This is a genomic window from Rhodococcus sp. NJ-530 (assembly GCF_003860625.1).
GTDB lineage: Bacteria > Actinomycetota > Actinomycetes > Mycobacteriales > Mycobacteriaceae > Rhodococcus_F > Rhodococcus_F qingshengii.
Genome location: NZ_CP034152.1, coordinates 6235997 through 6248676 on the forward strand (window position 1 = coordinate 6235997; position 12680 = coordinate 6248676).

At 62.9% G+C, this 12680-nt stretch carries 13 protein-coding genes; 10 read left to right on the plus strand and 3 right to left on the minus strand.

Annotation, left to right across the window (positions count from 1 at the left end):
* Positions 1 to 233 precede the first annotated feature (233 nt).
* From EHW12_RS29160 to EHW12_RS29200, 9 genes are all read left to right on the plus strand, one after another.
* On the plus strand, positions 234 to 1286 hold the full coding sequence (locus EHW12_RS29160) for an NrtA/SsuA/CpmA family ABC transporter substrate-binding protein (protein ID WP_007735508.1): 1053 nt from the start codon (positions 234 to 236) through the stop codon (positions 1284 to 1286).
* Between the two features lie 4 nt (positions 1287 to 1290).
* A complete protein-coding gene (locus EHW12_RS29165) occupies positions 1291 to 2148 on the plus strand; it encodes an ABC transporter permease (RefSeq protein WP_007735506.1) in 858 nt (285 codons plus the stop codon).
* A complete protein-coding gene (locus tag EHW12_RS29170; RefSeq protein ID WP_007735504.1) occupies positions 2145 to 2987 on the plus strand; it encodes an ABC transporter ATP-binding protein in 843 nt (280 codons plus the stop codon). The genes EHW12_RS29165 and EHW12_RS29170 overlap by 4 nt, the downstream gene beginning before the upstream one ends.
* Positions 2971 to 4011: an ABC transporter substrate-binding protein gene (locus EHW12_RS29175; RefSeq protein ID WP_007735503.1), complete on the plus strand. Its 1041-nt coding sequence runs from the start codon at positions 2971 to 2973 to the stop codon at positions 4009 to 4011. Before EHW12_RS29170 ends, EHW12_RS29175 begins: the two co-directional genes overlap by 17 nt.
* Positions 4008 to 5117 carry an LLM class flavin-dependent oxidoreductase gene (locus EHW12_RS29180; RefSeq protein WP_042922013.1) on the plus strand — a complete coding sequence of 370 codons (1110 nt, stop codon included), beginning with the start codon at positions 4008 to 4010 and terminating at the stop codon, positions 5115 to 5117. The genes EHW12_RS29175 and EHW12_RS29180 overlap by 4 nt, the downstream gene beginning before the upstream one ends.
* Positions 5114 to 6268, plus strand: a complete 1155-nt coding sequence (locus EHW12_RS29185; protein ID WP_125052434.1) for an LLM class flavin-dependent oxidoreductase — start codon at positions 5114 to 5116, stop codon at positions 6266 to 6268. The genes EHW12_RS29180 and EHW12_RS29185 overlap by 4 nt, the downstream gene beginning before the upstream one ends.
* Entirely contained in the window at positions 6265 to 6972 is a 708-nt protein-coding gene (locus tag EHW12_RS29190; RefSeq protein WP_065456452.1) for a class II aldolase/adducin family protein, read from the plus strand. The genes EHW12_RS29185 and EHW12_RS29190 overlap by 4 nt, the downstream gene beginning before the upstream one ends.
* Before the next feature lie 41 nt (positions 6973 to 7013).
* Positions 7014 to 7955 carry an ABC transporter substrate-binding protein gene (locus EHW12_RS29195; protein WP_020971394.1) on the plus strand — a complete coding sequence of 314 codons (942 nt, stop codon included), beginning with the start codon at positions 7014 to 7016 and terminating at the stop codon, positions 7953 to 7955.
* A gap of 240 nt (positions 7956 to 8195) precedes the next feature.
* A complete protein-coding gene (locus tag EHW12_RS29200; RefSeq protein ID WP_082239233.1) occupies positions 8196 to 9446 on the plus strand; it encodes a reverse transcriptase family protein in 1251 nt (416 codons plus the stop codon).
* Between the two features lie 13 nt (positions 9447 to 9459).
* On the opposite strand, the gene EHW12_RS29205 is transcribed toward EHW12_RS29200, so the two are convergent.
* From EHW12_RS29205 to EHW12_RS29215, 3 genes are read right to left on the minus strand one after another with little or no spacing between them, the layout of a single operon-like run.
* The gene (locus EHW12_RS29205; RefSeq protein WP_050656904.1) at positions 9460 to 9846 is read right to left on the minus strand and encodes a RidA family protein; all 387 of its coding nucleotides are present in this window, start codon (positions 9844 to 9846) and stop codon (positions 9460 to 9462) included.
* A 42-nt stretch (positions 9847 to 9888) separates the two neighbouring features.
* On the minus strand, positions 9889 to 10701 hold the full coding sequence (locus EHW12_RS29210) for an alpha/beta hydrolase (RefSeq protein WP_050656903.1): 813 nt from the start codon (positions 10699 to 10701) through the stop codon (positions 9889 to 9891).
* A complete protein-coding gene (locus EHW12_RS29215; RefSeq protein ID WP_003946023.1) occupies positions 10698 to 11480 on the minus strand; it encodes a helix-turn-helix domain-containing protein in 783 nt (260 codons plus the stop codon). The genes EHW12_RS29210 and EHW12_RS29215 overlap by 4 nt, the downstream gene beginning before the upstream one ends.
* A 195-nt stretch (positions 11481 to 11675) precedes the next feature.
* On the opposite strand from EHW12_RS29215, the gene EHW12_RS29220 reads away from it, so the two are divergent.
* Positions 11676 to 12680 (plus strand): ABC transporter substrate-binding protein, encoded by a 1005-nt coding sequence (locus EHW12_RS29220; RefSeq protein ID WP_050656902.1) that lies wholly within the window; start codon positions 11676 to 11678, stop codon positions 12678 to 12680.

Here is a 12680-nt window from a genome sequence, read left to right on the forward strand (position 1 = left end):
CTGTGGCCTGATCGACCTGAGAATCGGACGCTAACACGGACCCAGCAGTCCGGCCATCCTTTCCATCAGATGGAAAGGAACCGAACGTGGACCTGCAAAAGCCCAGATGAACAGACTTCCGATGTTGTCAAGATTTCCAATCTCCAGAAAGCAAACGGGGGTAAAACGGACAGGCACCCAATAGCGTCATCGTCGTCAGTTCTGACGATTCAACGCCTGAAGGAGCCACATACATGTCCCGCTTCCGCCGACTGCCACGAGCTGCCGCTGCGCTCGCCATGATCCCGCTGGCCGGGTTGGCGGTGGCGTGTGGGTCTTCCGATTCCGACAGCGCCGCAGGCAATTCCAGCGCAGACTTCACGCTCAAGGTCTTCGATCCCGGAAACTCCGGTGCCATCGCCGTCGGCAAGCGTGACGGAACCTACGACGAGGCTCTGGCACCGCTGGGCGCAAAGATCGAATGGGTCAAGACCACACCGGGATTCAGCTCCAACCTCAAACTCTTCAACAGCGGTGAACTCGACATCCAAACCGGCGCATACAGTCCCGTCGTCGGCGCACTGTCCAAGGACGTGGGTGTCCGCATCTTCGCCACGTCCGACCCGTACAACAAGGACCAGGCCGGCATCATCGCCACTCCGGAGTCCGGCATCAAGACCGTCGCAGATCTGGCCGGCAAGCGCATCGCCGTCAACCCTGCAGGCAAGGGCGAGTACATCACGCTCAAGGCTCTGACGCAGGCCGGAGTGCCGATCGATTCCGTCGAACGTGTTCCGCTGCAACAGGCTGACGCGGCGTCGGCATTCTCCACCGGGCAGGTCGACGCGTGGGCATCGTTCCTGATTCCGTATCAGGAGGCCAAGGCCAAGGGCGCGGTCGAGATCGCAACCGAGGCGAGCATCGACTCCGTGGACAGCACCATCATCGCCGGCCGCACCGTAGTACTCGAAGAGCATCCCGAAGTGGTCCAGAAGTTCCTCGAGGTCACCCAGGAACTCACCGCGAAGCAGCAGGCCGACCCGACAGCATTCGAGAACGTCTTCGAACAGACCGGTCCGCGCGCACTCTCCGGACAGCGACTCGACGACGCGATCACCCTGGGCGGCCAGATCACCAACTTCCGCTACCCGACTGCAGCCGACGCTACCGACCTCGAATCGATCTCCACGTTGTTCGCCGACAACAAGGTGATCCAGCAGCCGATCAAGGGCAGTGACGTGATCTTCGACCTCCAGGGTGCTGTGGCAGGTTCGGCAGCGGCAGCGCCCACCACCGAGGGGAAGTGACCCGATGGTGACGCTGACCCGGCCCGCACGAACTGCGTCGCCGTCGGTGGTGCATCCGCAACTCGAAACGCCCCGCTACCGCCGCAATCGCAGCAGGCCCAAGTGGGTCTCGATCCCACTCCGCTTCCTCGTGCCCGCGCTGCTGGTTGCCGGATGGTGGATCGGATCCGCTACCGGACTGATCCGCGAAGAGATCCTGGCCGGACCTCCGGCGGTGTGGACGGCATTCGCCGAGCTGTACCAGTCGGGTCAGTTGGTCGACTTCGGTCTCGCGTCGCTTCAACGTGCTGCACTCGGTGTTTCGGTCGGTGTGATCGTCGGATTGGTGCTCGGGGTTCTGTCCGGTCTCTCCTCGCTCGGCGAAGAACTGATCGACTCGACCATGCAGATCAACCGCGCGGTTCCGTTCCTCGCGCTCGTTCCGTTGTTCATCGCCTGGTTCGGTATCGACGAAACCTTCAAGGTAGTCCTGATCGCCGTCGCGACCGTCGCCCCCATGTACGCGTACACCTACCTGGGAGTGCGCGGAGTCGATCGCAAGATGGTGGAAGCGGCACAAGGTTTCGGCTTGACGGGTTGGCGACTGGTGTTCGGAGCGATTCTTCCGACCGCCCTCCCCGGTGTTCTGATGGGGCTTCGAATCTGCCTGTCGCTCAGCATCACCGGATTGATCGCCGCCGAGCAGGTCGGCACACGTGAGGGCATCGGATATCTGGTCACCCTGGCGCAGGAATACAACCGCACCGACTACATGGTTCTGTGCATCGTCATGTACGCGGCACTGGGACTCATCTTCGACGCAATCGTCAGACTGATCGAGCGGTACTCCATGCCGTGGCGGAGATTGTCGGTGGCGCGATGACGAATACAACCATCGGCTCGCTGCCATCCACCGAAGCACCTCTGCCGCCGTTGGCAGCCCGTGAGCGGACCGGCACCACTGCGGCCGAGCGACGTGCCGGATCACCGGTAGCGGTCTCGCTCACCGGAGTGCGTAAGTCGTTCGGTGACAAGACTGTTCTGGGCGGTATCGACCTCGAGATCACGCGCGGCGAGTTCGTCGTTCTCCTCGGCCCCAGCGGTACCGGCAAGACGACCCTGTTGCGAGTGCTCTCCGGTTTGGAAGCACCGGACAGCGGGGAGGTGCTGGTTCCGCGCGACCGCACGGTTGTCTACCAGGAACCGCGATTGATCCCGTCGAAGCGAGTTCTGGCCAATGTCACAGTCGGACAGAAACGGTCACGTCAGGTCACCGACAATGCACGCAACGCACTCGCCGAGGTCAACCTCGCGGACAAGCACCGCGCCTGGCCGGCCACCCTCTCCGGCGGCGAGGCCCAACGCGTCGCACTGGCGCGCGCTCTGGTTCGCGAACCTGAACTATTACTGCTCGACGAACCGTTCGCAGCCCTCGACGCTTTGACCAGGCTCCAAATGCAAGACTTGGTAGGCGATCTGGTCGCCCGCCACCGTCCGGCAGTACTGCTCGTCACGCACGACGTCGACGAAGCCGTACGACTTGCCGACCGTGTGCTCATCCTCGACAAGGGCGGGTTTGCCGTGGATGTCGACATCGACCTACCACGCCCCCGCGATCGGAACGATCCCGAATCTCTGCGCTACCGAGCGAGTTTCCTGAAGGAACTCGGCGTCGGTCGCACCTTCCCCGACGGACAGGACAGTCATGACATTGATCGCTGATTCCGCAATCGACACACTCTGGTACACCCGCTGCCCCGTTCCCACCGCCAGCGGCCTCGCCAACAGTCTCGGTTGGCTCGACCGGACGGCAAACGAATCCGGAGTGCGTTTCGGCGTACTGCAAGATGCCGGACCGGAATTGGCAGTGCGCCATTTCGATCACCACCTCTCCGGACTCATTCGCGAAGGCGGCAACGTCCCCGCACTGGCTGCGCGTGCCAGTGGTTCTCCGACGAGGCTCATCGGGCTCACCTGGATCGATGAGGCCCAGGCAATCCTGGTGCGCGGAGACTCCGACATCCGAGAAGCCGGTCTTCTGGCAGGCGCTCGGATCGGCATCCCGGCCTGGGCGGCAGATCAGGCCAGGAGCTTTCCTCGTGCCATGGCCCTGCACGGCTTCGCCTCCGCACTTCGACTCGGCGAGTTGAGTTTTGCCGACGTCACTCTCGTCGAGGTTGCGACGACGGCGGCCCCCGAGGTCCGCACCGCCTCGTCCACCCGCAACACGACGTGGGGCGTCGAATCCCTGCTACGCGGCGACGTCGACGCAATCTACGTCAAGGGCGCCCGAGCCCAGGAAGTTGCCCGCGAACACGGTCTCGCGGTGGCCGTCGATCTCGATTCCACTGCTTCCCTGCGTGATCGCGTCAACAACGGCACCCCACGACCGATCACGGTTCACGCCGATCTACTCGAACAGCGCCCGGACATCGTCGTGGGTTTCCTTGCCGAGAGCCTGAGAGCGGCGGACTGGGCCGCAGCCAACATCGACGAGGTCCGAGCCGTTCTGCAAACCGAAACACAGTCGGGGCCCGAAGGTGTGGTGGCAGCATACGGCGAGAACTTCCACACCGGACTGCATCTGAGCCTGTCTGACGAGCGTGTGGACCTGCTCGGGGTGCAGAAGCAATTCCTGTATGCGCACGGCTTCCTTGCCGCCGACTTCGACCTGCAGTCCTGGGTGGCGCACGAACCACTGGAACAGGCACGCAACCTTGTTGCGCAGAAGGGCACAGCAGAATGACGGACGTCTACTGGGAGCTGTCCTCGCGCGGTGACGGACGCCGAGCAGTGGCCGCGCTGAACAGTCGCGGCGGCTTCGGGCCACAGCGACCGACTACCGTTGCGACCGATGTTCGTCCCGGAAACTTCGGGCCCTTCGACGAATTGGCACAGATCGTTCTCGCCGCCGAACTGTCGGGCGTCGACGGCGTTGTCGCACCGTACGATCCGAATGGCGAAGAATCCTGGATCGTTGCTGCCGCCGCCCTACGTCAGACGCGTCATTCGCGAGTGGTCGTGGAGTTTCACCCCACTTTCGGCACCCCCGTCTACGCCGCCAAAATGTCGGCGACACTTCAGCGCCTGTCAGCAGGTCGTCTCGAATGGCGAGTGAAGGTAGAGACGGACCCCGAAGACGCCGCTGCTCGCGGCGACGTGGTTCGAGGAGCCGACCGCTACGCGCGCGCCGCGGAGTTCCTGACCGTCGCCCGTGGCGTATGGAACGAGGAGCAAATTCTCCCTGGCGGATTCGGCGGCACGGGTTACGACTTCGACGGCGAATACTACGACGTACTCGGCGGCGGATTCCGAGGCATCTTGTCGGGACTCCGTTTTCCCCGAGTACATCTGACCGGAGACTCACCGGAAGCTCTGGAACTCTCGGCCCACCATGCCGATGTCCATCAGTTCACCCTTGCCGGCGGCGAGTTGTCGACACGGATCACCACCCTCGACGACCGAGCATCCGAACTCGGCAGGACCGTCGAGAAGGTCCTGCGCATCCCGATCATCGCGAGGGAAACAGCGGACGAAGCCTGGGCTCGCGTCGAACGGCAACTGAGAGAAGCCGATTCCGCTGCACTCGAGATCGATCGGGGCGGCATCCTGTGGTCCGGATTCGACCGCATCGGCTACGAGCACAGTATCGGCCTCGTCGGAAGCTACGAGGAGGTGGCGCAGCGATTGTCGTCGTATCGCGATATCGGCGTGGACGGTTTCGTCTTGTCCGGTCGGCCACACATCGAAGAGCTGCACCGGGCGGGCGAGCATCTCCTGCACCTGGTCGATCCCGAGGGTCGGATTCGCAAGGAAGAGAAGGCCACCACAGAAGAGAAGGCCACCGCATGAGCATCGATTTCTATTGGCGGATCGGGATGGAAGGCGACCACGCGTCGCTGCGTACTCCGCGTCGCTACAACCGCGGCGATGCCGGTGGATACGGGCCGGGCAACATTGCTCCCGCGATCCGCGGCGGCGAATTGGACGGATACAGCTACATCGACCACATGGCAGCGGTGGCAAAGGCTTCCGAGTCCGCAGGGTTCCTCGGTGGACTTCTGCCGTCTTTCCCGATGACCGAGGATCCGTGGGCGACCGCAGCAGCGTTGGCCGCCGAGACCACCACCTACCGTTTCATGGTTGCGTTCCAACCGGGGTTCCTTCACCCGGTACAGGCAGCGCGAATGTCGGCCAGTCTGCAGCGCGCAACCGGTGGACGTCTGGTCTACAACATCATCAGCGGCGGAGGTGGAGCGCCTCAGCTGTGGTGGGGCGACAAGGTCGACCACGACGATCGCTACACCAGGACATCCGAATTCCTCGATGTCCTCAAGGGTGTGTGGGACGGTGAACCTTTCGACTTCGACGGTCGCTTCTTCCAGACCCACGGCGCCGCACTGCCAACCGGACTGGCCGGCCAACCGTTTCCCGAGGTGTACTTCTCCGGATCTTCGGCCGCAGCCGTCGCCGCCGCCGGACTGCACTCCGATTACTACCTTTCCTGGCTGGAGCCGTACGCCGATCTCAGAGCCAAGATCGACGGGGTGCGGGAGAACTCGGCCAAACTGGGACGCACGCCGAAATTCGCCGTACGCATCGACGTCGTAGCCCGGCACACCGAAGAAGCCGCGTGGGCCGAGATCGAGAAAGGCTGGGCCTTCGTCGACAAGGGGGCCGCCGACCGTGCAGCCCAGGGTGACTCGGTGGGCGCCGCCCGCATCAAAGGCTGGGTACCCGAACACATCACCGGCTACCGAGATCTGGAAGTGCAACCCAACGTGTGGTGCGGCTTCAGCCTCATCCGCGGCGGACCGGCGTTCGGACTGGTCGGCAGTTACGAGCAGGTCGCCGAAAGAATCGACGAGCTGCGCGAACTGGGCGTCGACGCCTTCATCCTCGCCGGTAACCCGCATCTCGAAGAGGCATACCGCGTCGGCGAAGAAGTTCTTCCCCTCCTGCAGCGCACCCCGATCACACCTTCTGGACTGGAGACTCGATGACCACCACCGAAACTCGACTCGACACCGATACCGCAGCATTCGTCGAAGAAGCTCGCAAAGCAGCAGACAAAGCATTCGACGTCTTCCGCAAGACCGGAACCGTTGCAGCCAACGGGACCGTCAACTTCGTCGAACGAGTACCCGGCACCGAAATCGCGGTCGCCCTGAACGATCCGGGACCGTGGGCGAACGATCCGTCGGTGTCACCGGTTGTCGCCACCTTCGATGGAGAGGTGCTGTCCGGCAACGGATCTGCCGGATTTGTCACCGGCTACGCATCGGTCTTCCGTCAGCATCCGGAAATCACCAGCGTTGTCCACATCCACACACCGTGGCTCGGCGGTTGGGCACAGACACATCGGACGCTACCCATCCGCTATGCGGCTTCGCAGAGGCTGACGCTCTCCCGAGAGATTCCGCCGCACATCGATCGGTCCCGTTCTGCAGGCGATTTCATTCTCGAGCGTCTCGAACACGATCCCGATCTGGTGGCGATCTTCGAAGCCAACGGCGGGGTCAACGTCATCGGCCGCAGCGGGTTGCTCGACCTCGCGAAGTTCGTCGTCCTCCTCGAGGAAGGCGCCCAGTTCCAGGCGATCGCCGAATCCCTCGGCGGTTCGGTTGAATTCGATCCATCCAACCTCGTCGTGCAGTGGGGCCGTAGCGGACTCGCCGACGAGGCGCGTCGACGCGGCCTCATCTAGCCACCCCCATCACTGATTCAGAACAGGAAACCGTAGATCTCATGACCGTTCGCGTCGGATACTTCCCACACAACAATTCGCTGTTCGTACTGCGCCACACCGGAATCCTCGAACGCCGTCTCCCCGATGTCGAGTGGGTGGACCTGCGTGAGCTTCCCGCCAAGCCTGCAGTGAACCCGGAAAACGCCTTGCCGACCCTGCACTCGGACTGGCTGTTCGAGGAGGGCGGATACGACGTGATCGGAACCGGATTCACGCCGCCCGTCACCGGATTGGCTCAGGGCCGCGATCTCGTCTACATCGGAATCTCCGGCCCACGTGTGGAGAACGGGCGCCTGGTAGTCAAGGCAGAGTCCGAGATCAACACGGTTGAGGACCTGCGCGGCAAGCGCGTCGGCATCGCGCACGGATCGTGGCAGACCACACTTCTGTTGTTCGCCCTGGATCAGGCGGGGCTGACCTGGTCCGACATCGTCCCCGTCGACACCGACGTACGCGGTGGTGGAGCGGACCTCGTCGACGGCACCATCGATGCCTGGGTTGGCGCGTACCCGGGGCTGACGGACATCGAAGCGAACCACGAACTGCGCACGCTGATCGCCACCGACGGACTCTTCAGCCACCCCTCACTGTGGTTCACCCGGCGCGATTTCGCGGATACCAACCCGGAGGCCCTCCAGGCGATCATCGAGGCCCTGCAGGAATCCGACGCCTGGATCGAAGCCAACCCCCGCGAAGCCGCGCAGATCTTCGTCGACGACATCGAGAAGCGTGGCGGGTCCGCGAGCATCGATGCCTGGGAAGCTGCACTGCGCGGACGTCCTTTCGGTGTCAACCCTGTCACCGACGAGTTCCTGGACGAGCAGCAGCGCGCGGCCGATCTCCTGCTGAGCAACGGACTACTGCCGAAAGCGGTCACCGTCCGCGAAGCAGTCGTGCCGTGGATCAGCGAGTTCGTCGGTTCGGATCGTTCGTCGATCTGAGGACCCACTCCTGACAGATCCGCTTCACACGTGACAGATACCGAACGGTCTGCCATTGTGAAGGAATGCGGCGGCGCGTGGGTGAGAGTTGGTCCACGCGACCAGTCTCAGGGGTAACCCCTGGGTCGGCCAGAAGAATTGGATACTGCGTCCACCGGCGTTCGGCACGCTCCGCGTGCTTGCCGCCGCACCGGACAAAGGATTTGGTCACCCCGCCCCGTCGCATCCCGGAGTCGAATCATGCGTGACTTCGAGCTCGATCCCGAGTTGGCGCGTCGTCTGGCCGTTGCGGCCGCTGACGCTCCGTGGACCCTCAGCGGCCTCGAGGAGGCATTCGGAACCGTCTTCGGCGTTTCCCCGACGCTCCTGGCCGTGCGCGTTCTCGACCTCATGCCCGCTCCACCGTTCGAACCGCAGACTCTGTACCGATTGCTTCGCGAACTACCTCGCCTGCGGCCTGTTCCTCTCTCACTGGACACCAATGAAACCTCGGTGTGGCGGTTCGACGTTCCCCGCTACAACACCAGTGTGGACCTGGCTCGTTCACTGGATCTGACGATCTCCGAACTCGAGTGGTTCGCCGACCGAGGGGAATGGCTCCGCACGAAACCCCGACCGCTACGCCACTACCGGCCGATGCAGATCAGCAAGAAGGCCGGCGCTCGCCTCCTCGAGGTACCGAAACCCCGATTGCGCGAAATTCAGCGGAAGATCCTGCGCCGCATCCTCGACCTGGTGCCCCCGCACGACGCGGCACACGGATTTGTCCGTGGTCGAAGCCCTCTGACTTTTGCAGCGCCGCACGCACAGTCGGAAATCGTGATCGGCGCGGACCTCGCGCAGTTCTTCCCTTCGATCAGCGGCAGCCGCGTTCATGCCGTCTTCGCCGCCCTCGGCTATCCACCCGCAGTGGCAGGCGTTCTCACCGGATTGTGCACTGTTGCAACACCTGCCGATACCCTGCGCGGCCTACCGTATGCACAGGCATCACAGCTACGCACCGCGCATCTTCCGCAAGGCGCACCCACTTCTCCTGCACTGGCGAATCTCGTCGCACGCAAACTCGACATCCGCTTGAGTGGACTCGCACAAGCGAACTGGCTCACCTACACCCGATACGCCGACGACCTCGCGTTCTCCGGAATCGAAGTAGCCGACGTCGGCACCCTCCTCTGGACGGTCGAGCAGATCGCCAGGGACGAAGGGTTTGCCATCCATCCACGAAAGACCAAGGTGATGCGCCCTCATCGACGCCAACACCTCACCGGGCTGGTGATCAACGACCAACCCTCGTATCCGCGCGACGACTACGATCGCTTGCGCGCCCTGCTGCACAATGCCGCCAGTACTTCTGCGCAGGAACAGAATCGGGACGGTATCGAGGACTTCCGCGCCCGCATCTACGGCCGGATCGCGCACATCGGCGAAACCAGCACTACACGCCGACGCACATTGCTGCGCCTGGCTGAACGTGTGGATTGGGACGGCTAGTGCCCGCGAGCAGTCAGAACCGCGGGGTGTAGGCCATGCATTCGACCTCCATGTGCGCACCCAGCGCCAGTCCGTCTGTTCCGAACGCACTGCGGGCCGGCAGTCTCGACGCCGGGAAATACTCGAGGTAGACCTTGTTGAACTCCTGCCAACGAGACATGTCGTCGAGCATGACAGTGCATTTGAAGATTGCTTCGACGCCGGAACCGTAAGCGATCAGCGAAGCCACGATGTTCTCCATGGTCTGACGAGCCTGCGCTTCGAAGCCGTCGGCCAAAGTCCCGTCCGGGAGCATGCCGATCTGACCCGACAGATACAGAACGTCTCCGACGCGCACTCCGGTGGAGAACGGCGTATCGAAAGCGGGTGGGATGAACTCGACGGTCTGAGATGAATCCATTAGATCTCCTCGGAGTTGGAATATGCGTGACGAGTTGGCGTTTCAGCGCACTGGGCGCGCACGAACATCGGCCAGGAAGTGCGCCACCAACTCGTTCCACGCGTGTGGGTCCTCGAAATAGGGGGAGTGGCCGCGGTCGGCAAGTTCGACCACTTCGGCGTGGGGCAGGAACTCGGCGGCGCTGCGAATCCGCTCGGGTGTCATCAAATCGTCCAGCTCACCTGCGATCAGGAGAACCGGCGCCGTCACCGCGGCAAGATCGCTCGGCGAGTAGTTGTGGGCCTTGAGAATTCGGAAGAACTCGGTGTCAGGTGGGCGATGACCGAAGGTGCCGAGAGCTTGGTACAGGTATGCCCTCGCCATGTCCAAGCTCGGCAACCGTCCGCCCACAGCGGGATGCTCCCCCAGGGGCCGCGCGGTGACGGGTGCTGCGGTGAGGGGAGGTGCGCTGTCCGGACCGAATCCGACGGGAATGCCGCCGGTCGTGCAGGCCAGGACTACCGACTCCACCCGGTCCGGAACAGCGATCGCGGTCCCCAATGCGGCCCAACCGCCCATCGACTGGCCGACCACGTGCGCTCGATCAACCGCCAACAGGTCCATGATTTCGATCAGATCAGAGACTGCCGCTACCGGGCCGTGGTTGCCGTTCTCGTTGGTAGAGCGGCCGAATCCTCGCTGATCCCAGCTGATCACCCGATAGTGCTGAGCGAAGTAGGGCACCTGCTGGTACCAGACGGCCGCATTTCCGCCGAGACCGTGCGTGAGAATCAGATCCGGGCCCTCGCCGGCAGTCTCGTACCAGACCCGTTCGCCGTCTGCGACGGTGATGAAGCCCTCGGTCCGTGAAATCATCCTTGTTCTCCTGTGTCGGACGGGCGCTTGCCCGAAGTGTGGTCAGTGAGGAGTTGCTGCACTTCATCGGTGGCCCGCAGCAGGTGTTCTTCGACCATTCGCGTCGTTTTCGCATCGAAGTCGGTATCGAAACCGATCACCGTCAACGCACAGAGCGGAGACCCCTTGCGGGAAGACACTGCACGCGAGACCGAACCGATGATGTCCTGAGATCGTTTGTGGACAACGGCGAATCCGGTTTTCTGCGTCTCGGCGATGTCGGCGAGAAAGCCGGTGGGTCCTTCCAGTGGATAGCCACTCTTCTCCACCATCGCCAGGTAGGGCGCCCGGGTGTTGTCCTCGAGTGCCGCCACCAACGCGAGCGGACCCGCGAACCGGTGCGGCGGAAGCAGATCCCCGAGCATACGAGTGATCATCTTGAGTCGCTCGGGACGCAGCGCCGCGATGATCCGCGTCCCGCCGCTCTCGAGAACCTGCAGATTCACCATCATGTCCGTGCTCTCGGACAGCACCCGCATGGTCGGATCGCACAAGGCCGCCAACGAATGCGCTGCCGCTTCGTGGGAAACCTGCAGTGCAGCCGGGCCGGGGAGATAGCGACCGTCGTAGCGGAAGACCCAACCACGGTTCGCGAGTTCTCCGAGCACTCGGTGCGCAGTCGGGCGGAGCATCCCGACTTCTTCTGCCAGTTCGCTGAGCTTCATCGGCGTGGTCGAGCGCGCGATGGCCTCGAGTAGATCCAGCGCTTTGTCGACGGCGGACGCAGAACCCTTCGTCATCCGATCCCCTCCCGGTGCCGTGGATGTACCCGGCGATCCGAAATCTCGTGTTCTTGGAAAACCCTTGGCATTCGCCTAGGAAATTACTATAGTCACAACAATCGTTCCGGCGTACGGAATTCTTTGAGCGTCTTCACCTTCCCACCGGATTACCGGCAAGGAAGTCATATCTTTCCCAGCGAGAGGTTTTCGGACATGACGGTTGGACTTACCCTTCGGTCGACACCACGGTTCAGAGTTGTTGCCCTGGCCGCAGTCGCGACCGCGGCATTGGCACTGACAGGCTGTTCGAGCGACGCCACGGCCTCCGACGACGGGGGCACCCAGACCACCACGATTCGAATCGCACCTCAGCCGATCGCGGACTTCGCACCGATTTGGCTCGGCATGGAGCAGGGGTACTTCACCGATGAGGGACTCGACATCCAACTCGTGGAGGGCGGCGCTAGTTCCTCGGCTCAAATTCCGTTGTTGCTCAGCGGAAATGCAAATATGGCAGCCACGACTGCCGCTGCCGCAATTCAGGCACGGAGCCAGAACATGCCCGTCACCATTGTCGGCGGGCTCACGAATTTTGCCGCAAATGACAGCGTCGACCAGTCCGGTCTCGTGGTCGCCAAGGACAGTTCCATCAGCGGCTTCCGTGACCTCGAAGGCAAGACCGTCGCGATCAGCGGTTTGAAGTCCGTCAGCGAAGCAGTCATCTCTGCCGCGGTGGAGAAATCCGGCGGAGCAGCGAACAAGGTCTCGTTCATTCAGGCGCCCATGCCCAACCTCGGCGACCTGGTTTCCACCGGCGGGGCCGACGCGGCATTCCTCATCGATCCGTTCCTGAGTAAAGCAACCGACTCGGGGCTGAAGATCCTCGGCCACCCCTTCCCCTTGGCCGCACCCGGTGTACCGGGGACCTCGCTGGTCGCTTCGGAATCGTTTGTCAATGCGAACCCTGACTCACTCGCGAAATTCCGTACCGCGCTTGCCAAATCAGTTGACTACGCCAATCAGAATCCGGGCGCGGTCAAGGCTGCACTCTCGACACAAGCCAAGATTCCGCTCGAAATGCTGGCCAACAGCAAGAATCCTCAGTTCGTCGCAGTAGTGGAACCGGGTGCTCTCGGCACGGAGATCGAACTGCTGGTCAAGTACGGGGTACTGACGGATTCGGTCGAGGCCGAATCCCTGCTGACCCCGGCCAACTGA

Bases quoted from the DNA above. Each gene is read 5' to 3' on its own strand.
- EHW12_RS29165 (WP_007735506.1), top strand. From the start codon at position 1,291: ATGGTGACGCTGACCCGGCCCGCACGAACTGCGTCGCCGTCGGTGGTG.
- EHW12_RS29195 (WP_020971394.1), top strand. From the start codon at position 7,014: ATGACCGTTCGCGTCGGATACTTCCCACACAACAATTCGCTGTTCGTA.
- EHW12_RS29180 (WP_042922013.1), top strand. From the start codon at position 4,008: ATGACGGACGTCTACTGGGAGCTGTCCTCGCGCGGTGACGGACGCCGA.
- EHW12_RS29190 (WP_065456452.1), top strand. From the start codon at position 6,265: ATGACCACCACCGAAACTCGACTCGACACCGATACCGCAGCATTCGTC.
- EHW12_RS29185 (WP_125052434.1), top strand. From the start codon at position 5,114: ATGAGCATCGATTTCTATTGGCGGATCGGGATGGAAGGCGACCACGCG.
- EHW12_RS29210 (WP_050656903.1), bottom strand. From the start codon at position 10,701: ATGATTTCACGGACCGAGGGCTTCATCACCGTCGCAGACGGCGAACGG.
- EHW12_RS29220 (WP_050656902.1), top strand. From the start codon at position 11,676: ATGACGGTTGGACTTACCCTTCGGTCGACACCACGGTTCAGAGTTGTT.
- EHW12_RS29205 (WP_050656904.1), bottom strand. From the start codon at position 9,846: ATGGATTCATCTCAGACCGTCGAGTTCATCCCACCCGCTTTCGATACG.
- EHW12_RS29160 (WP_007735508.1), top strand. From the start codon at position 234: ATGTCCCGCTTCCGCCGACTGCCACGAGCTGCCGCTGCGCTCGCCATG.
- EHW12_RS29170 (WP_007735504.1), top strand. From the start codon at position 2,145: ATGACGAATACAACCATCGGCTCGCTGCCATCCACCGAAGCACCTCTG.
- EHW12_RS29200 (WP_082239233.1), top strand. From the start codon at position 8,196: ATGCGTGACTTCGAGCTCGATCCCGAGTTGGCGCGTCGTCTGGCCGTT.
- EHW12_RS29215 (WP_003946023.1), bottom strand. From the start codon at position 11,480: ATGACGAAGGGTTCTGCGTCCGCCGTCGACAAAGCGCTGGATCTACTC.
- EHW12_RS29175 (WP_007735503.1), top strand. From the start codon at position 2,971: ATGACATTGATCGCTGATTCCGCAATCGACACACTCTGGTACACCCGC.